This is a genomic window from Rhizobium binxianense, assembly GCF_028994275.1.
In the GTDB taxonomy this organism is placed as follows: domain Bacteria; phylum Pseudomonadota; class Alphaproteobacteria; order Rhizobiales; family Rhizobiaceae; genus Rhizobium; species Rhizobium binxianense.
On record NZ_CP118713.1, the window covers coordinates 3033146 to 3051906 of the forward strand.

General features: G+C 61.7%; 16 protein-coding genes and 1 tRNA gene. 8 read left to right on the top strand and 9 right to left on the bottom strand.

Annotated features, from left to right (window positions below; genetic code table 11):
• Positions 1-95: 95 nt before the first annotated feature.
• The 6 genes from araD to chvE form a co-directional block, all read right to left on the bottom strand.
• Positions 96-1835, bottom strand: coding sequence for an L-arabinonate dehydratase (araD, locus tag PO860_RS15070; protein ID WP_273884528.1), 1740 nt, complete (start codon positions 1833-1835; stop codon positions 96-98).
• 61 nt (positions 1836-1896) lie between these two features.
• Positions 1897-3330 (bottom strand): aldehyde dehydrogenase family protein, encoded by a 1434-nt coding sequence (locus PO860_RS15075; protein ID WP_272781892.1) that lies wholly within the window; start codon positions 3328-3330, stop codon positions 1897-1899.
• 67 nt (positions 3331-3397) lie between these two features.
• Positions 3398-4393 carry an AraD1 family protein gene (gene araD1, locus PO860_RS15080; protein WP_183607919.1) on the bottom strand — a complete coding sequence of 332 codons (996 nt, stop codon included), beginning with the start codon at positions 4391-4393 and terminating at the stop codon, positions 3398-3400.
• 116 nt (positions 4394-4509) lie between these two features.
• Entirely contained in the window at positions 4510-5721 is a 1212-nt protein-coding gene (gene mmsB / locus PO860_RS15085; protein WP_183607918.1) for a multiple monosaccharide ABC transporter permease, read from the bottom strand.
• Positions 5718-7256 (bottom strand): multiple monosaccharide ABC transporter ATP-binding protein, encoded by a 1539-nt coding sequence (gene mmsA, locus PO860_RS15090; RefSeq protein WP_272781889.1) that lies wholly within the window; start codon positions 7254-7256, stop codon positions 5718-5720. Before mmsA ends, mmsB begins: the two co-directional genes overlap by 4 nt.
• A 96-nt stretch (positions 7257-7352) precedes the next feature.
• On the bottom strand, positions 7353-8417 hold the full coding sequence (gene chvE / locus PO860_RS15095; RefSeq protein WP_047611463.1) for a multiple monosaccharide ABC transporter substrate-binding protein: 1065 nt from the start codon (positions 8415-8417) through the stop codon (positions 7353-7355).
• 271 nt (positions 8418-8688) lie between these two features.
• On the opposite strand from chvE, the gene PO860_RS15100 reads away from it, so the two are divergent.
• Together PO860_RS15100 and PO860_RS15105 are read left to right on the top strand one after the other, a co-directional pair.
• The gene (locus PO860_RS15100; RefSeq protein ID WP_183607916.1) at positions 8689-9696 is read left to right on the top strand and encodes a LysR family transcriptional regulator; all 1008 of its coding nucleotides are present in this window, start codon (positions 8689-8691) and stop codon (positions 9694-9696) included.
• 60 nt (positions 9697-9756) lie between these two features.
• On the top strand, positions 9757-10227 hold the full coding sequence (locus PO860_RS15105; protein ID WP_273884530.1) for a hypothetical protein: 471 nt from the start codon (positions 9757-9759) through the stop codon (positions 10225-10227).
• On the opposite strand, the gene PO860_RS15110 is transcribed toward PO860_RS15105, so the two are convergent.
• Complete coding sequence (locus PO860_RS15110) at positions 10228-10506, bottom strand: hypothetical protein (RefSeq protein ID WP_183607914.1); 279 nt, start codon at positions 10504-10506, stop codon at positions 10228-10230.
• Between the two features lie 197 nt (positions 10507-10703).
• Between PO860_RS15110 and iolG the strand changes: the two genes are divergently transcribed.
• Positions 10704-11696 (top strand): inositol 2-dehydrogenase, encoded by a 993-nt coding sequence (gene iolG, locus PO860_RS15115; protein WP_273884532.1) that lies wholly within the window; start codon positions 10704-10706, stop codon positions 11694-11696.
• A 365-nt stretch (positions 11697-12061) separates the two neighbouring features.
• Here the strand turns inward: iolG and PO860_RS15120 are convergent, their stop codons facing one another.
• Positions 12062-13285, bottom strand: coding sequence for an ROK family transcriptional regulator (locus PO860_RS15120; RefSeq protein ID WP_272782237.1), 1224 nt, complete (start codon positions 13283-13285; stop codon positions 12062-12064).
• A gap of 226 nt (positions 13286-13511) precedes the next feature.
• Between PO860_RS15120 and xylF the strand changes: the two genes are divergently transcribed.
• The 5 genes from xylF (at position 13512) to PO860_RS15145 (ending at position 18107) form a co-directional block, all read left to right on the top strand.
• Positions 13512-14552, top strand: a complete 1041-nt coding sequence (gene xylF, locus PO860_RS15125; RefSeq protein ID WP_183607912.1) for a D-xylose ABC transporter substrate-binding protein — start codon at positions 13512-13514, stop codon at positions 14550-14552.
• 259 nt (positions 14553-14811) lie between these two features.
• Complete coding sequence (locus PO860_RS15130; protein ID WP_183607911.1) at positions 14812-16125, top strand: sugar ABC transporter permease; 1314 nt, start codon at positions 14812-14814, stop codon at positions 16123-16125.
• A 14-nt stretch (positions 16126-16139) separates the two neighbouring features.
• Positions 16140-16922 (top strand): ATP-binding cassette domain-containing protein, encoded by a 783-nt coding sequence (locus PO860_RS15135; RefSeq protein WP_003581354.1) that lies wholly within the window; start codon positions 16140-16142, stop codon positions 16920-16922.
• A 201-nt stretch (positions 16923-17123) separates the two neighbouring features.
• Positions 17124-17200, top strand: a tRNA-Arg gene (locus PO860_RS15140).
• Positions 17201-17729: 529 nt separating this feature from the next.
• A complete protein-coding gene (locus PO860_RS15145) occupies positions 17730-18107 on the top strand; it encodes a hypothetical protein (RefSeq protein WP_183607910.1) in 378 nt (125 codons plus the stop codon).
• Positions 18108-18434: 327 nt separating this feature from the next.
• Here the strand turns inward: PO860_RS15145 and PO860_RS15150 are convergent, their stop codons facing one another.
• Entirely contained in the window at positions 18435-18725 is a 291-nt protein-coding gene (locus tag PO860_RS15150) for a hypothetical protein (RefSeq protein WP_275037885.1), read from the bottom strand.
• Between the last annotated feature and the right edge of the window lie 36 nt (positions 18726-18761).

Below are 18761 nucleotides of genomic sequence, written 5' to 3' on the forward strand. Positions count from 1 at the left end.
ACAGAATATAATGCCATTTTCTTGCTGAGCAAGCGTAAAGAAAAAGGCGGGGTTTCACCCGCCTTTTCACTGATTTCCACTTTCGGATACCCGCTTTAGTGGCTGTCCTTACCGACAGCGTTTCCGCGGCATCCCTTGAGGAAGTCGAGGTCGGCGCCGGTGTCGGCTCCTTCGACATGCTGCTGATGCAGGAAGGCATAGCCTGATTTGGGCAGATCGTGGTTCGGCTGCCATTCGGCGAGGCGACGCGCCAATTCCTCGTCGGAAATGTCGAGATGCAGGCGGCGGTTCGGCACGTCAAGCTCGATCATGTCGCCGTTTTTCACCACCGCCAGCGGCCCGCCGACGGCTGCTTCCGGAGAGGTGTGCAACACGACGGTGCCGTAGGCCGTTCCCGACATGCGGGCGTCTGATATACGCACCATATCGAGGATGCCCTTCTTCAGCACCTTGGGCGGCAGGCCCATGTTGCCGACTTCGGCCATGCCCGGATAGCCCTTCGGCCCACAGTTCTTCATGACCATGATGCAGGTTTCGTCGATGTCGAGGTTGTCGTCGTTGATCTTCGCCTTGTAGTCGTCGATATCCTCGAACACCACAGCCCTGCCCCGGTGCACCAGCAGATGCGGCGAGGCGGCCGAAGGCTTCAGCACCGCGCCCTTCGGCGCGAGGTTGCCGCGCAGCACGACGATGCCACCCGAAGACGTCAGCGCCTTTTCAGCCGGCAGGATGACGTCCTCGTTCCAGTTGACGACGTCCTTGACCTCGTCCCAGACGGTTTCGCCGGAGACCGTCAGCGCGTCCTTGTTCAGGAGGCCGGCTTCGCCGAGGCGCTTCAGCACGACAGGCAGGCCGCCGGCGTAGAAGAACTCTTCCATCAGGTATTTACCCGACGGCATCAGATTGACGATTGTCGGAACGTCGCGGCCGCAGCGGTCCCAATCGTCAAGCGAAAGATCGATGCCGACGCGGCCGGCAATGGCGAGCAGGTGGATGACGGCGTTGGTCGATCCGCCGATCGCCGCATTGGTGCGGATGGCGTTCTCGAAAGCCTGCTTCGTCATGATTTCGGAGGGCTTCAGGTCATCCTTGACCATCTGCACGATCCGCCGGCCGGTGAGCTGCGCCATCACCTTGCGGCGGGAATCGACACCGGGGATCGCGGCATTGCCGGACAGTGCCATGCCGAGCGCCTCGGCCATGGAAGCCATGGTGGAGGCAGTGCCCATGGTGTTGCAGGTGCCCGACGAACGGCTCATCGAAGCTTCCGCCTCGAGGAACTCGGCCTGCGTCATCTCGCCGGCCTTCACCATTTCGGAGAACTTCCACAGATGCGTGCCGGAACCGACACGTTCGCCGCGGAAATAGCCGTTCAGCATCGGCCCGCCGGTGACGACGATCGAGGGCAGGTCGCAGGAGGCGGCACCCATCAGCAGCGACGGCGTGGTCTTGTCGCAGCCGACGAGAAGCACGCAGCCATCCATCGGCTGGCCGCGGATCGCCTCTTCCACCGCGAGCGCGGCGAGATTGCGGTACATCATCGCGGTCGGACGGAAGGTGTTTTCGGATGCCGAGAATACCGGCACCTCGAGCGGGAAGCCGCCGGCCTCCCAGACACCAGCCTTCACCTTCTCGGCGAGCTCTCTCAAATGACCGTTGCACGGGGTCATATCCGACCAGGTGTTGAGGATGCCGATCACCGGCCGGCCGTCGAACAGGTCGTGCGGGTATCCCTGGTTTTTAAGCCAGCCGCGGTGATAGATCACGTCGCGGCTTGTGCCGCCGTACCATTCCTGCGATCTCAGCCTGCGCGGCCATTCCGCTTTCTTTTTCATAGTCTCTGTCCTTCAGGATATCCCCGGACCGCCTCGTACGGCCCGGGTAACCGCGCTTTGTTTAAGCCAGCGTGTAGGCGGTCTTGACGGTTGTGTAGAACTCGGCGGCGTACTTGCCCTGCTCGCGCGGGCCGTAGGACGAACCCTTGCGGCCGCCGAACGGAACGTGGAAATCGACGCCTGCCGTCGGCAGGTTGACCATGACCATGCCGGCTTCCGAATTGCGCTTGAAATGCGTCGCGTGTTTCAGGCTGGTCGTGGCGATGCCGGCCGAGAGGCCGAACGGCGTGTCGTTGGCGATGGCAAGCGCCTCGTCGTAATCCTTCGCCCGGATCACCGAGACCACAGGTCCGAAGATCTCCTCGCGCGAGATGCGCATCTGGTTGGTCGCTTCGGTAAACAGCGTCGGCTGCAGGTAGAAACCGGGCGTGTCGCGCGAGACCAGCTCGCCGCCGAAGGCGAGTTTGGCGCCTTCCTTCTTGCCGATCTCGATATAGTCGGTATCGGTCTTCAGCTGCCGCTCGTCGACGACGGGTCCGATATGGGTGCCAGCCTTCAGCGCATTGTCGACGACGAGCGTCTTCAGCTTGTCGGTCAGTGCCGCGACGAATTTGTCGTGGATGCCCTCGGTGACGATCAGCCGTGAGGAGGCGGTGCAGCGCTGGCCGGTGGAGAAGAAACCGGAATTGGCGGCAGCCTCGACAGCGACGTTGAGGTCGGCATCGTCGAGCACGACCATCGGGTTCTTGCCGCCCATCTCAAGCTGGAACTTGCGGTTATGCTCGATGGAGGCGGCGGCGACGCGCCTGCCGGTGCCGGTGGAACCGGTGAAGGTAATGCCGTGAACGTCGGGGCTTTCGAGCATGGCCTGGCCGACGACCGAGCCCTTGCCCATGACGAGGTTCAAGACGCCCTTCGGCAGGCCTGCCCGGTTGAGGATATCGACGATCGCCCAGGAACAGGCCGGCACCAGTTCGGCCGGCTTGAAGACGATGGTATTGCCGTAGCAAAGCGCCGGGGCGATCTTCCAGGCAGGAATGGCGATCGGGAAATTCCACGGCGTGATGATGCCGATGACGCCGAGGCCTTCGCGGGTGATCTCGACGCCGATATTCGGGCGAACCGACGGGATGACCTCGCCGGCCAGCCGCAGGGCCTCGCCTGCGAAGAATTCGAAGATCTGCGAAGCACGGATGACTTCGCCGGTGGCCTCAGGCAGCGTCTTGCCTTCCTCGCGGGCGAGCAGCGCCCCGAGTTCGTCCTTGCGCGCCATGATCTCGTCGCCGGCCTTCTTCAGAATGACATGGCGTTCCCAGATGCCGGAACGTGACCAGGCCGGGAAAGCCGCCTTGGCGGCGGCGATGGCGTTTTTCGTGTCCTCGGCGCTGCCATCGGCATAGAGGCCGACGACCTCGTTCGTATCCGACGGGTTGATGTTCTTCGTCGCGTTCGAGCCGACCCATTCGCCGGCGATCAGGTTTTGATAAATGGTCATGGGCTCAACAAGCCTCCTTTACCGTTTACATCACGATCCGGCCGCGCAGGCGGCCGGATCTCAAAAATCAGAGCTGCCTGACGGCGATCTCTTCTTCGGCGGCCACCTTCAGCGGATTGCGCAGCGCCAGGCCGAATTCGGCGACTTCGATCTCGAAGACATCGCCCTCTTCCGCCTTGATGCCGTCGGCAAAGGAAAGCGTTGCCGTGCCGAACATATGGACATGCACATCGCCCGGGACACGGAAGATGCCGTATTTGAAATGGTGATATTCCAGGTTGGCGAAGGTGTGCGACATGTTCGCTTCGCCCGACAGGAACGGTTTTTCGAAGATCACCTTGTCGCCGCGCTTGATGCGCGAGGTGCCGCGAATATCGTCCGGTGCGGCGCCGATGCGGATTTCCGGACCATAGGCGGCCGGGCGCAGTTTCGAGTGGGCCAGATAGAGATAGTTGATCCGTTCGGTGACGTGGTCCGAAAACTCGTTCGACAGGGCAAAGCCGATGCGGAACGGCGCGCCGTCCTTGGCGATCACGTAAATGCCGGCCATTTCAGGCTCTTCGCCGCCATCGAGGGCGAAGGAAGGCGAGATCAGCGGGGCGCCGGGAGCAGCCGTGCCATAGCCGTTGCCCTTGTAGAACCATTCCGGCTGCACGCCCTTTTCGCCTGATTTCGGCTTGCCGTTCTCAAGGCCCATCTTGAACATCTTCATCGAGTCGGTCAGCGTTTCCTCGGCCGCCTCGCTGGTCTTCTTGTGCATGGAATCGCGCGTTGCCGCCGAGCCCAAATGTGTCAGACCGGTGCCGGTCAGGTGCAGATGGGCGGCATCGGGATGGGTGATCGGCGGCAGGAAGCGGCCTTCCGCATAAGCCTTTTCAAGATCGACGGTATCGCCGTAGCCATGGGCCTCGATGACCGCGGCAAGCGACTTGCCGCCATCGGCGGCTTCCATCGCCAGCGCATAGACGCTGCCGGCATTGTTGACCGACCTGGCCGCACCGCCCGGCTCGCGCACGGCGACGACGATCTCTCCGTTGGCACCTTTGATCTGGGAAATAAGCACGTCTTCGATCCTTCTCGTTTCGGCGAAGACAGGAAAAAGCTCCGCCTGTCCGGCTCCATCAGGAGCCGGAATCCATCATTCATATGACTGCGAATGCTCGGGCTGCGCTTGGGCGCTCAGCCCTTGTTCTTATTGTAGACGTCGAAGAACACGGCAGCGAGAAGCACCGCACCCTTGACCATCTGCTGCGAGTCGGTGCCGAGACCGTGGATCGACATGCCGTTGTTCATGATGCCCATGATCAAGGCGCCGATGACCGCGCCGGTCACCTTGCCGACGCCGCCCTGGGCCGACGCGCCGCCGATGAAGCAGGCCGCGATCACGTCGAGCTCGAGACCGAAACCGCCCTTGGCCGTCGCCGAGTTGAGGCGCAGGGCAACGATCAGGCCGGCGAGACCGGCAAGCAGGCCCATGTTGGCGAAGGTCAGGAAGGTCAGCCGCTCGGTGTTGATACCGGAAAGCTTGGTCGCCTTCTCATTGCCGCCCATGGCGTAGATGCGGCGGCCGATCGTCGTGCGGCGGGTAATGAAGGCATAGGCAGCCACCAGAACCAGCATGACCATCAGCACATTCGGGAAGCCGCGATAGATCGACAGCTGGTAGCCGAGCGCCAGAATGGCGAGGGTGACAATGATGTTCTGGGCGAGGAAAAAGCCCAGCGGCTCGACGTCATTGCCATGCTTCTCGTTCGACAGGCGCTTCCGCCACGCCAGGTAGAAGAGCGTAACGGCGCCGACAACGGTCAGAATGATCGAGGTCGAGTTGATGCCACCCATATCGAAAGCGTTCGGCAGGAAGCCGATGCTGATCAGCTGGAACTCCGGCGGGAAAGGACCGATGCTAGTGCCAGTTCCCGATGCCGTCATCACGAACAGCGTCAAGCCGCGGAAGACCAGCATGCCGGCCAGCGTCACGATGAAGGACGGAATCTTGTGATAGGCGACGAAATAACCCTGGATGCCGCCGACCAGCGCGCCCATGGCAAGGCAGACGATACCGGCCAGGACATAATTGGTGTGCCATTGCACCGTCATCACGCCGGCGATGGCGCCGATGAAACCGACGACGGATCCGACCGAAAGATCAATATGGCCGGCGACGATCACCAGCAGCATGCCGAGCGCCATGATGACGATGAACGAGTTCTGCAGAATGATGTTGGTCAGGTTGAGCGGCCTGAAGAGAACGCCACCGGTCGAGAACTGGAAGAACACCATGATCGCGATGAGCGCGATGAACATGCCGTATTCGCGGATGTTGCCGCGAACGTAGTCTCCGATGGAGACGACACGCCCTTGCTCAGCGATGGGTTGATTGATCGGTGTCATTGCTTCTTCTCCCCTGAGCGCATGATAGCGCGCATGATGGTTTCCTGGCTTGCTTCTCCCTTCGGCAGTTCGGCGACGATGCGTCCTTCGTTCATCACGTAGATGCGGTCACAAGTGCCAAGCAGTTCGGGCATTTCCGACGAGATCATCAGAACGCCCTTTCCATCGGCGGCAAGCTGGTTGATGATAGTATAGATTTCGTATTTTGCGCCAACGTCGATGCCGCGCGTCGGCTCGTCGAGGATCAAAATATCGGGATTGGAGAACAGCCATTTCGACAGCACCACCTTCTGCTGGTTGCCGCCGGAAAGATTGACCGTCTCCTGGAAGATGCTGGAAGAGCGGATGCGCAACTTCGACCGATAGTCGGTCGCAACCCGCGATTCCTTGACGCTGTCGATGACAGACGCGTTCGACACCGCCTTCAAATTGACGAGCGTCGTGTTGTGCAGGATCGTGTCGTTGAGCACGAGGCCGAGCTGCTTGCGGTCTTCGGTGACGTAGGCGAGACCCGCGTCGATCGCCCTGCGCACGGTGCTGACGTCGACCGCCTTGCCGTGCATCAGCGCCTCGCCCGAGACCTTGTGGCCATAGGCCTTGCCGAACAGGCTCATGGCGAATTCGGTGCGTCCTGCTCCCATCAGGCCGGCGATGCCGACGACCTCGCCCTTGCGGACGGTGATGTTGATATTGTGCAGGACCTGACGGTCGCGGTGCTGCTGGTGATAGGCGTTCCAGTTCTTCACTTCGAGAATGGTTTCGCCGATCGGCACCGAACGCGGCGGATAGCGGTCTTCAAGATCGCGGCCGACCATGTTGCGGATGATGATGTCTTCGCTGATCTCGTCCGCATGACAGTCGAGCGTCTTGACGGTCATGCCGTCGCGCAGGACCGTGATCTGGTCGGCGACCTTGCGGATCTCGTTCAGCTTGTGGGAGATGATGATCGAGGTGATCCCCTGCTTGCGGAACTCGATCAGCAGGTTGAGCAGAGCGTCGGAATCGCTTTCGTTGAGCGAGGCCGTCGGCTCGTCGAGGATCAGCAGCTTGACGCTCTTCGACAGCGCCTTGGCGATCTCGACCAGCTGTTGCTTGCCGACGCCGATGTCGGTGACCAGCGTGTTCGGAGATTCCTGCAGGCCAACCTTCTTGAGCAGCTGCTTGGTGCGGTTGAACGTCTCGTCCCAGCTGATGACGCCGCTCTTGGCATTCTCGTTGCCGAGGAAGATGTTTTCCCCGATCGACAGCAACGGCACGAGCGCCAGTTCCTGGTGGATGATGACGATGCCGATTTCTTCGGAGTCCCTCAGGGCCTTGAAGTTGCGCGTCTCGCCTTCATAAATGATGTCGCCGTCATAGCTTCCGGTGGGATAGACGCCAGATAGCACTTTCATCAGGGTCGATTTGCCGGCCCCGTTTTCGCCCACCAATGCGTGGATCTCACCTTGGCGAACCTTGAGGTTCACGTTCTCCAGCGCCTTGACGCCTGGGAACGTCTTGGTGATGCTCCGCATCTCGAGGATGGTATTGTCCATAGTCAAAGTTCCAGCGCCCCCAGCCGTTAAATGGCCGGGTCATCATAAAATCGAAGACCGGAGCCCGCAAGCGCGGGCTCCGGCCTCCTGTTCAACTTACTTCAGCTTGTCTTCGGTGTAGTAACCGCTGTCGACGAGGATCTGCTTGTAGTTGGTCTTGTCGACGGCAACCGGCTTCAGCAGATAGGACGGAACGACCTTGACGCCGTTGTCGTAGGTCTTGGTGTCGTTGACCTCAGGCTCCTTGCCGGACATGACGGCATCGACCATGGCAACAGTGACCTTGGCGAGTTCGCGGGTGTCCTTGAAGATCGTCGAATGCTGTTCGCCAGCAATGATCGACTTGACCGACGGGATTTCAGCATCCTGACCGGTGACGATCGGCAGCGGCTGGGCAGCCGTACCATAACCAACGCCCTTCAGCGAGGAGATGATACCGATCGACAGACCGTCATAGGGAGACAGGACGGCATCGACCTTGGCGTCGGTGTAGTTGGCCGAGAGCAGGTTGTCCATGCGGGCCTGGGCCGTTGCCGGATCCCAACGCAGCGTGCCGACCTTGTCCATGCCAGTCTGGCCGGACTTCACGACGAGCTTGCCGCTGTCGATGTAGGGCTGCAGGACGGACATTGCGCCATCATAGAAGAAGAAGGCGTTGTTGTCGTCCGGCGAACCGCCGAACAGTTCGATGTTGAACGGGCCCTTGCCATCCTTGAGGCCGAGGCCGTCAACGATGGAGCCGGCCTGCAGAACGCCGACCTGGAAGTTGTCGAAGGTTGCGTAGTAGTCGACGTTGCCCGAATCGCGGATCAGACGGTCATAAGCGATGACCTTGATGCCGGCGTCGTGTGCCTTCTGGAGAACGTCGGAAAGCGTGGTGCCGTCGATCGAAGCGATGACGAGAACCTTGACGCCCTTCGTGACCATGTTTTCGATCTGCGAAAGCTGGTTCGGAATGTCGTCGTCGCCATACTGCAGGTCAGTGCCGTAACCGGCAGCCTGGAGCTGCTTGACGATGTTGTTGCCGTCGTCGATCCAGCGGGCCGAAGCCTTGGTCGGCATGGCAATGCCGACGGTGCCCTTATCCGCGGCCAGAGCCGGTGCAACGAACGAAGCGACGCCGAAGGCAGCCGCGGCCATCAATGAGATAATGGATTTCATTTCTCTCTCCCTTGTTAATAGAGCAGCGGACGAAAAATCGCCCGCCCCGAAACTGTGGCAGGTTCCGTATTGGATAGTTACTTCAGATGGTGAGAAACGAAGTAGGTCTCCTCCACGATCTCACACGTGTTGAGTGCCAACCAGCACACGGCGGCAAACTGGTATGGATTCCTATAACTGTCAAATAGAATAAGTGCTAACGTGCATAACAATTTTGGTATATCGTTAAAAAGTATTACTTTTGATGGAGCGCAGTGGGGAGGCTGCAACCATGACGATTGTTTCCGAGCCCATTTCGATGGATCACGTCGATATTCACAGCGATAATTTCGGTGATGACAGCCTTTTACGTGCAGGACTTAAGCTGAATCACCTGCGGATGATCGTCGCAATCGAAGATAGTGGACAGATCTCCGCAGCTGCGGAAGTCCTGAACATCTCGCAGCCCGCCGCATCCCGCATGCTGTCCGAAATGGAATCGATCACCAAGACGCCGCTCTATGAGCGCGTCGCCCGCGGCGTGGTGTTGACGACCTTCGGCGCCGCCCTTGCGAAACGCGCCCGGAAGATCCTGCTGGAGCTGCGCGAGGCGAGCCGCGAGATCGGCGAATTGAAAAGCGGCAAGGGCGGCCCGGTCTTCATCGGCGCGGTGACGGCGCCGGCCATGAGCCTCGTGGTGCCGGCGATCAACAGGGTGCGCAAAGCTTATCCGGGCATCGAGATCAACATCCAGGTGGAGACCAGCAATGTGCTCGCCCGCGAGTTGCTCGCCGCCCGCCACGACTTCATCATCAGCCGCATTCCCGACGATCTCAACCCGCGCCTGTTCGAGGTGAAGGAGATCGGCATCGAGCGGGCCTGCCTGATCGTGCGCAACCGCCATCCGCTGCTGAAAAAGAAAAAGACCAGCAGCCTTTCCGACATCAGGGATTACGACTGGGTGTTCCAACCGCCGGGCACGCTGCTGCGCCGCACGATCGAGGACATCTTCCTGTCGCGCGGCGTGGCGCTGCCGGAGAATATCGTCAACACCTCCTCGCTGCTGCTGACCTGCGCCATCGTCTGCGAAACCGATGCAATCGCCCCCGTCGCGACCGACGTCGCCCAATTCCTGTCCAGCCAGGACGCCAAAGCCTCCGACGTGCGCATGCTGCCGATCGATTTCGACATCAACGTCAAGCCCTACAGCCTGATCACGGCGAAGGAACGGGCGCTGCCGCCCAGCGCCCGGCTGCTCTACGACATCATCCTCGAGGAAAGCCTGAAGCAAGCGGGCTGACCGCCGCAAGCCCGGCGCCATCTTGCTCTTCTTCAATAGACGCTTCAAGAGGATGCGCGGATGCTGTTCGGACAATCGGTATTTCAATCAGTCCTTGAGCGGCTGAAGGCGGAGGACGAGACGGAAGAAGACACCGAGGCGCCGGCCGCCCATCGCGTCTCCGGCCTCGGCACCGGGCTTGCCTTCGATGTCTTGGAGGGTGTCTCGGCCGCCTCACAACGCGTCGGCCAGGCCTATTTCGACAATCTGGAACAGGAGGCCGCCGCCGGGATCGTGGAGAAGCCGGCGCCTCTGCCTCCACCCGAGCCCGTCATGCCGGACCATCTCACCCGCACGGCTCCGCAGGAGGTTGCCGCCGAACTGGCGATCTCGGCGGCCGATACGCCGCTGACGCTCGGCGAGAAGCGGCGCGCCTTCGCCCGCGCCAATCATCCCGACGGCGTCGCCCCGCCCTTCCGCGACAATGCGACCAAGCGGATGATGCTCGCCAATCTGCTGATCGATGAAGCGCTGCGGCGAATCGCCCGCTGATTATTCCGCCTGCCCGTCCTTCGACGGCTTCTCCGCAGGGATCCCCTCCGGCTCTTCCTCGGCGTCAGGCTCGGCTGCTGCCTCGGCGGCCGGCGGCTGCGGCTTGAAGGTCCAGAACAACATATAGAAGGAATAGGCGCCGGCGCCCGCCGCCAGCACTGCCCAGAACGGATCGCCGGTGATAAGTTCGACCCCGGCCCAGCCGAAGCAGACGGCCACGATGGCAGTCCGCACCCAGAGGCGCCGGTATGCCGGGTGGTTGGGATCAATCAGTTGCATCTTTGCCCCGCGGTCGCATATGTCGCACTGCTCTTCGCTTTTGTCGCACTGCCCTCGGCCTGTGCCGCGCTTGTCTTTAGTTCGAATCTTGCAAATGTGAAAGAGCCGCGGGCTTGACGCCGCGCATGGAAGATGGAATGAAAATTCCAGTTTTTTGGCAATTCGGTTTATTTGTTCCGAATTCAAGGGAGGTTGAAATGACTGTAAGATTTGGTCTTCTCGGCGCCGGCCGCATCGGCAAGGTTCACGCCAAGGCCGTCAGCGGCGACGCCAAAGCGACGCTGGTTGCCGTCGCGGACGCCTTTCCGCAGGCGGCAGAAGCCATCGCTTCGGCCTATGGCTGCGAAGTCCGCACCATCGAGGCGATCGAGGCCGCCAAGGATATCGACGCCGTCGTCATCTGCACGCCGACGGACACCCATGCCGACCTGATCGAGCGCTTCGCCCGCGCCGGCAAGGCGATCTTCTGCGAAAAGCCGATCGATCTCGATGTTGCCCGCGTCAAGGCCTGCATCAAGGTGGTGGAAGAGACCAGCGCCAAGCTGATGGTCGGCTTCAACCGCCGCTTCGACCCGCATTTCATGGCGGTGCGCAAGGTGATCGACGACGGCAAGATCGGCGATGTCGAGATGGTGACGATCACCTCGCGCGACCCCGGCGCCCCGCCGGTGGACTATATCAAGCGCTCGGGCGGCATCTTCCGCGACATGACGATCCACGATTTCGACATGGCCCGCTTCCTGCTCGGCGAAGAGCCAGTCTCGGTGCTGGCGACCGCGGCCGTCTTGGTCGACAAGGCGATCGGCGAAGCCGGCGACTATGACAGCGTCTCGGTGATCCTGCAGACCAAATCCGGCAAGCAGGCAGTCATTTCCAACTCCCGCCGCGCCACCTACGGCTACGACCAGCGCATCGAAGTGCATGGCGCCAAGGGCATGGCCGCAGCCGAAAACCAGCGCCCGGTCTCGATCGAAGTGGCAAACGGCGACGGCTACACCCGCCCGCCGCTGCATGATTTCTTCATGACCCGCTACACCGAAGCCTACGCCAACGAAATCGCCGCCTTCATCGCCTCGATCGAAAAGGGCACGAAGATTGCGCCTTCCGGCGCCGATGGCCTGGCAGCGCTGGCGCTCGCCGACGCCGCGGTGCAGTCGGTCAAGGAAGGCAAGCTGATCAAGATCGGCTGACGGTCCTCTCCCGACCGGAAGTCGTGCATGAGATGGCCGGGCACTCGCCCGGCCGTTTTGCGTTTGGTGGCGTTTTCCGTGAGGCCCGCAGTGGGGCCGACGCAATTCCCCTCCCCACAAGGGGGAGGGGCTTAACGCGCGGCCCTCGCCGCATTCATTCTTGAGCGCAGCATATGCAGCCGTCTTGTTGGTATGCGAGCCGGTGCCACAGCTTAACCCCTCCCCGTTACGGGGAGGGGTTGGGGAGGGGTCTTTTTCTGCCGCGACCTCTCGATTCCCTCTTCTCCCCACCCTCTCCGTGCCTCACCGGCCTCTCGCAGGACACCTCCCCCTCGCCCCGCCATTTCGCATTCAGCGATGCGTCCTCATTCCCCGCCCTGCACGCCCGTAATCACGATATCCTGGTCAATCACCGAGAGCGCCCGGTTGAGGTGGCCTTCGAAGACGAGGATCGGTTCGTCGGCGACCACGCGGATCTCCGGCATGCCTTCCATGCGGACGACATGCGACTGGCCGAGGCCCTCTTCGATGCCCTGGCGGAGGAGGTCGTAGTAGCGGGTGCCGGGGCCGGTGATGGCGATCGGCATGCGTTCGGTGAGGCTCAGCATGCGCGACAGGCCGTTGCCGAGCGCCAGCCCCGCCTGGCGGAAGGCGAAGGCTGAGGTGCGGTGGCCCTGGCGGGCGCGGGCGGCGATCTTGTCGAGTTCGGCGACCGGCACGAATTTGGCCGGAATGGTATCGAGCGGCACTTCGAAGGCGCTGCGCAGGATGGCGTAGAAGCCGGCATAGGCCTCGATGCAGCCGCGGGTGCCGCAGCGGCAGAGGCCGCCATTGGCCATGTGCAGCATGTGGCCGAAATTCGGGGCCGAGATCTCCTGGCCGGTCTGATTGCCGCGTCGGACGATGCCGAGGCCGATGCTGTGGCCGAGCGACAGGGCGGCGAGCGAGCGGAAATCGGCGCCCTTGGCGATCTCTTCGCGCGCACCGAGGGCGGCGGCGACGAGCAGCGTCTCGTTATCGAGGATCACCTTGGCCTGCCATTGCGGCCGGAGCGCTGATTCGAAATCGATCTGGTCGCTGCCGAAGATCGGCGACCACAGAAGCACCGGCTCGGTGGAATTGACCAGCCCCTTGCTGCTGATCGAGATCAGCAGCACTTTTTCTTGGCTGATCTTCGAACGATCGAGAATGCGTGAAAGGCCGGCGCGCACGCCTTCTACGAAGCGGGCCGCGCCCGAGGGGTCATGCGAACGCTCCTCGCTGAAGCGGTCGATCAGCTTGCCGGCATAATCCACCAGCGAATATTGCACCGCATCCGAAGAGATGATGACGACGATGAGATAGCCGCAATCGCGCCGCTGGCGCAGAAGCACACGCGGCCGGCCGCGGCCGCTGGCGGCCTGCTGCTCGGATTTTTCGATGATCTGAGCTTTTTCCAGCTCCGTGGTGATCGCCGAAATGGTGGCCGAGGAAAGGCCGGTGAAATCCGATATCTCGGTATGCGCCAACTGACCGTGGCGGCGCAGCACGGACAGCACGAGCACGCTGTTTCTCTGCCGGACCAGCTCCGTGCTCGACTTGGTCAGCATGAATGCCGCCCTCTCCTCCTGCTTGTTCACCCTTGCTTTCCACTGCATCTCCGGCCGCTGCTGCGCAAGGAAATTAAGCCGGCAGTCCAGTGTTGACAGCTGAAAAAATCTCTGACATCAAATTTCTCGACTGTCGAGAAAATAATCCGAACTTTCCTCGACAGCTTTACGCGGTGGCCGGAGGAAGCATGGGCTGGGCCGGTCGCAACTCACTCGGGAGGACATTATGAAGTCTATTTTGAAATTGATGGCCGGCGCTGCCATCCTCGTTTCCATTCATACCGCTGCCATGGCTGCCGATCTCGTCGTCGGCGTTTCCTGGTCGAACTTCCAGGAAGAACGCTGGAAGACCGACGAAGCCGCCATCAAGAAGGCTCTCGAAGCCAAGGGCGCCAAGTATATTTCCGCTGACGCGCAGTCCTCAGCCGCCAAGCAGCTCACCGACGTCGAATCGCTGATCTCGCAGGGCGCCAACGCACTGATCATTCTCGCCCAGGATTCCGACGCCATCGGCCCGGCGATCGAAAAGGCCGCTGCCGAAGGCATCCCGGTCGTCGGCTACGACCGCCTGATCGAAAATCCGGCCGCCTTCTACATCACCTTCGACAACAAGGAAGTCGGCCGTCTTCAGGCTGAAGGCGTCTTCAAAGCCAAGCCGGAAGGCAATTACGTCTTCATCAAGGGCTCTTCTTCCGACCCGAACGCCGACTTCCTGTTCTCGGGCCAGCAGGAAGTGCTGAAGGCCGCCATCGACGCCGGCAAGATCAAGAATGTCGGCGAAGCCTATACCGACGGCTGGCTGCCGGAGAACGCCCAGCGCAACATGGAGCAGTTCCTGACCGCCAACAACAACAAGGTTGACGCCGTCGTCGCCTCCAACGACGGCACGGCCGGCGGCGCGATCGCCGCGCTCGACGCCCAGGGCCTCGCCGGCTCCGTTCCGGTTTCCGGCCAGGACGGCGACAAGGCGGCGCTGAACCGCATCGCTCTCGGCACGCAGACGGTTTCCGTCTGGAAGGACAGCCGCGAACTCGGCAAGCGCGCCGCAGAAATCGCTCTCGACCTCGCCGGCGGCAAGGACATGAGCAAGATCGACGGCGCTCAGGCCTTCAAGGGCGGCCCGAAGGGCGTGGAAATGCAGTCTGTCTTCCTGAAGCCGCTTGCCATCACCAAGGACAATCTGAACGTCGTCATCGACGCCGGCTGGATTTCCAAGGCTGAAGCCTGCCAGGGCGTCAAGGCCGGCACGGTTGCCGCCTGCAAGTAAGCAGCGCCTGAACTGAACTGCCGGCGCCGCAGCGGAAAGACCGCTGCGGCGCCGGATGCGGACGCGAACTCCAACGACGAAGTTCCTCCGCCTCGCCGCGCCATCGCGGATTTTCATTCCCTGCCGGAAGGGTGTCGCGACGCCACGCGTGCGGTTTCCGGGAAGCATCGCGATGGTCAGTTGAAGAACAGACGCCGCCGCCGGCAGCCTTGAGCACGCCGGCGCATCCGTCCAAACACAATGGGGGAACGGCAAACCCATGGCCGAAATGGTAAAATCAACGACGTCAAGCGGACCGCGAACGGCGGAAGCCAGTCCGGTGGCCCGCTTCTTCCGCGCCACCGAGATCGACACGCGCCTGCTCGGCATGATCGGCGCGCTCGTCATCATCTGGATCGGTTTCCACATCATCACCGGCGGCCTGTTCCTGACCCCGCGCAATCTCTGGAACCTCTCGGTTCAGACGACCGACATCGCGATCATGACGACGGGCATGGTGCTGATCATCGTCACCCGCAACATCGACCTTTCGGTCGGTTCCGTGCTCGGCCTCTGCGGCATGATCATGGGCGTGACGCAGGCGAAAATCCTGCCTGAATATATCGGCTTCGACAGCCCTTTCACCTGGGTGATCACGCTGCTCATCGGCCTGATCGCCGGCGGCCTGATCGGCGCTTTCCAGGGCATGATCATCGCCTTCCTCAACGTTCCCTCCTTCATCGTCACGCTTGGCGGCCTGCTCGTCTGGCGCGGTGCCACCTGGCTCGTCACCAGCGGCCAGACGGTTGCGCCGATGGACCAGACCTTCCGCATCATGGGCGGCGGCGCTGAAGGCTCGATCGGCGCCACCTGGAGCTGGGTCGTCGGCATCGGCGCCTGCCTCTTCGTCATCGCCAGCATCATCGGCTCGCGCCGGCAGCGCCGCCGCTTCGGCTTTCCGCAGCGGCCGGTCTGGGCGGAATATTTCCTGGCGACGCTGAGCTGCGTGCTGATCCTCGGCGCCGTATCGATCGCCAACAGCTATTACTGGCCGATCAATATCGCCAAGAAATATGCCGAGACCAACAATATCCCCTGGCCGGAAACCGGCCTGGATATTCCCTACGGCATCGCCGTGCCGGTGCTGATCGCCATCGTCGTCGGCATCATCATGACCTTCATCGCCACACGCCTGCGCTTCGGCCGCTATGTCTTCGCGATCGGCGGCAACCCCGAAGCGGCCGAACTCGCCGGCATCAAGACCCGCTGGGTCACCGTGCGCATCTTCGCGCTGATGGGGGTTTTGGCCGCTATCGCCGCCGCGATTTCCACCGCCCGCCTCAACGCCGCGACGAACTCGCAGGGCACGCTCGACGAGCTCTACACCATCGCCGCCGCCGTGATCGGCGGGACGTCGCTGGCAGGCGGCACCGGCACCATCGCCGGCGCCATGCTCGGCGCGCTCGTCATGCAGTCGCTGCAGTCGGGCATGGTGCTGGCCCATGTCGACACCCCGCTGCAGAGCGTCGTCGTCGGCACCGTCCTTGTCGTGGCGGTCTGGCTCGACACCGTCTACCGCGCCCGTGCCAAGTGAGAGGAGCCCCAGATATGGCTGATCAACGCACTCCCCTCGTGGAACTGAAAAACATCTCGATCTCCTTCGGCGGCATTCACGCCGTGGACAATGCCTCGGTGGATCTCTACCCCGGCGAAGTGGTGGCCCTGCTCGGCCATAACGGCGCCGGCAAATCGACACTGATCAAGATCCTCTCCGGCGCCTACAAGCGTGACGGCGGCGAGATCCTGATCAATGGCGAGCCGGCCGACATCCGCAATCCGCGCGATGCCAAGAAATACGGGATCGAGACGATCTACCAGACGCTTGCCGTCGCCGACAATGTCGACGCCGCCGCCAACCTCTATCTCGGCCGCGAGCTGAAGACTCGCTGGGGCACGCTCGACGACGTGGCGATGGAAGCCTCGGCGCGGCAGGTGATGGGGCGGCTCAACCCCAACTTCAAGCGCTTCAAGGAGCCGGTGAAGGCGCTTTCGGGCGGCCAGCGGCAATCGGTGGCGATTGCCCGGGCGATCCTCTTCAACGCCCGCATCCTGATCATGGACGAGCCGACGGCGGCGCTCGGCCCCCAGGAGACGGCGCAGGTGGGCGAGCTGATCAAGCAGCTGAAGAAGGAAGGCATCGGCATCTTCCTCATCAGCCACGACATCCACGACGTGTTCGACCTCGCCGACCGCGTCTCGGTGATGAAGAACGGCCAGGTCGTCGGCCACGCCCGCACCGAGGACGTGACCAAGGATGAGGTGCTCGGCATGATCATCCTCGGCAAGGTGCCACCCAAAGCCATCCCCGGCCCCGGCGCCATGCAGATCTGACCGCAAGGCGACAAGCCCACGACAACCCACTCCGCCGCCCGCAAGGCCGGCGGAGTTTTTTATGCGTTCTCGGAGACTGACGGATAAAAACACGAGCCAAACCGCAAGCATCGGTATTTCTGAGAATTTCGCGATTGAAGCCGGCCGCAAGCTAGGCTAAGAACCACCCATCGGACAGGCGATTCAAACCGCCCTCGGCATGCACCCGTAGCTCAGCTGGATAGAGTGTTGGATTCCGATTCCAAAGGTCACAGGTTCGAATCCTGTCGGGTGCGCCATTTCCATTTGACAAATCGCTGCCCGCCCCGCCTTGGCTGGTGAATCCGCGTAGGTTCGCGCCTGAGCGCTTTGGTCTGGTAGTTTTTCCGCGATAGGTGTGAGCCTGAAGATTTAAACGGTGAGCTTGCCCCTGGCCTATTGATGGCGATCGTTGAAAGCGGTCGCGGCATCCGATGCTCGAAAATCTTTGGTTCGTTCACGACCCTGTGGATTGCGGTGGGCCCCCGGTATTCTATCGTCGCGGCAACGCGGGCGGAAAAGACTTGATACGGATGCTTTGCATCACGGGCTCTTTGGCACTCGTCCTCGCAGCCTTCCACAGCCGACGCTAAGACGCGATCAAGGCAATGGATCCGGTACACCCCGCCTTCGGTCCTAAGCGGCGGAAGAAACGGCCGGTAATTTCAGTGGGTCCCGGCTACAGCCACAAACGCTTCAAGAACGCAAATGCACGTCTAAATCAATCTCTCGCCTCATCTGCACAACTAGACCGAATCGTTTGCCAAGAAGACTATCGAGCAGTTCGACATGCTGCTCGGGGAATCCGAGGCGGATCGATACGTCATTACTGGGTGGATCGAAATGAGCGAACGGTGGTTGGGCGTGCAGGTTTCCGGCGCAGGCGTCATCCTGGTGGATGCCGAGGTCCCCGCGGATGGTCCAATCACGATCGTGCTCGATGACTCTCTGAAGCTGGCGAGCGGCGACCGCGCCAAGGCATTCTGCACAATGTACAGCCGCCTCCATGACTACGCCAAGGAGAAGGGCATCAAACGCGCGTTCATCAAGGACAGTGCAGTCAGCAAGGGCAGGAAGTCTGGTGGCAGTTGCTACCTAATTCCGCAGTTTTTCCCAATACAAGCGACAGGCAGTGCCCGATTACTAGACCCACGGCAGATGCGATAAGTTGCTGTGCGGGCCGATGCGCGCCGCTGCCCGCTTTGCATTCAGATCGATTTCGGTACGGCCTGAAGCGCCTCGGATTCCTTCAATTGCATCTCGAGATCAAGGCGCACTGCGAGCGTCCTGGAATCCTCGTCGCCATCAGTACGCTTTGTATCGCAGAGTTCGCAATCCTCTTTGGATGCTCAGGTGCGAAACAGGACAGGCAGAATTCGAACGACAGATGCCCGAGGGCAGCAAAGGTAATGGTGGCGTCGTCGAAGTCCGAAACAGACTGCTGCAGACGCGGCCGGCTAATTAACCGTCCCCCCGCTTGTTGCAAGCGACCCTTCAGGGCATTCCTCTCTGGCGGCTCCCCGAAGGCGGATGAAGTAGCAGCACCGTAGCGCTGTCCAGCGCGTCTTCGATCTCTTTCCCCAGCCCGGCAATGAGCTCCTCGTATTCGGAGCAGTGTTCGTCGCGGTGCGGGTGGTCCGACGCGCGCCACTTTACGAGTTCTCTCTGCGCTTCTGCAAAGTCGTCGCAGATCTCGCAGAAGACGTGGTCCCGTGACGCGAGTTCCTCGATCACCTTCGCCCGTACCGGAAAGTGCAGCGTGACAGCCGCAACGCCTTCGTCCATCGCCCACTCCCCTTCGCGGCACGTCTCGATCGACCT

What these genes read in the sequence shown, in the direction of transcription:
- araD (WP_273884528.1), bottom strand. Translation starts at nt 1,835, where the DNA reads ATGAAAAAGAAAGCGGAATGGCCGCGCAGGCTGAGATCGCAGGAATGG.
- PO860_RS15075 (WP_272781892.1), bottom strand. Translation starts at nt 3,330, where the DNA reads ATGACCATTTATCAAAACCTGATCGCCGGCGAATGGGTCGGCTCGAAC.
- mmsB (WP_183607918.1), bottom strand. Translation starts at nt 5,721, where the DNA reads ATGACACCGATCAATCAACCCATCGCTGAGCAAGGGCGTGTCGTCTCC.
- mmsA (WP_272781889.1), bottom strand. Translation starts at nt 7,256, where the DNA reads ATGGACAATACCATCCTCGAGATGCGGAGCATCACCAAGACGTTCCCA.
- chvE (WP_047611463.1), bottom strand. Translation starts at nt 8,417, where the DNA reads ATGAAATCCATTATCTCATTGATGGCCGCGGCTGCCTTCGGCGTCGCT.
- PO860_RS15100 (WP_183607916.1), top strand. Translation starts at nt 8,689, where the DNA reads ATGACGATTGTTTCCGAGCCCATTTCGATGGATCACGTCGATATTCAC.
- PO860_RS15105 (WP_273884530.1), top strand. Translation starts at nt 9,757, where the DNA reads ATGCTGTTCGGACAATCGGTATTTCAATCAGTCCTTGAGCGGCTGAAG.
- PO860_RS15110 (WP_183607914.1), bottom strand. Translation starts at nt 10,506, where the DNA reads ATGCAACTGATTGATCCCAACCACCCGGCATACCGGCGCCTCTGGGTG.
- iolG (WP_273884532.1), top strand. Translation starts at nt 10,704, where the DNA reads ATGACTGTAAGATTTGGTCTTCTCGGCGCCGGCCGCATCGGCAAGGTT.
- PO860_RS15120 (WP_272782237.1), bottom strand. Translation starts at nt 13,285, where the DNA reads ATGCTGACCAAGTCGAGCACGGAGCTGGTCCGGCAGAGAAACAGCGTG.
- xylF (WP_183607912.1), top strand. Translation starts at nt 13,512, where the DNA reads ATGAAGTCTATTTTGAAATTGATGGCCGGCGCTGCCATCCTCGTTTCC.
- PO860_RS15130 (WP_183607911.1), top strand. Translation starts at nt 14,812, where the DNA reads ATGGCCGAAATGGTAAAATCAACGACGTCAAGCGGACCGCGAACGGCG.
- PO860_RS15135 (WP_003581354.1), top strand. Translation starts at nt 16,140, where the DNA reads ATGGCTGATCAACGCACTCCCCTCGTGGAACTGAAAAACATCTCGATC.
- PO860_RS15145 (WP_183607910.1), top strand. Translation starts at nt 17,730, where the DNA reads ATGCTGCTCGGGGAATCCGAGGCGGATCGATACGTCATTACTGGGTGG.
- PO860_RS15150 (WP_275037885.1), bottom strand. Translation starts at nt 18,725, where the DNA reads ATGGACGAAGGCGTTGCGGCTGTCACGCTGCACTTTCCGGTACGGGCG.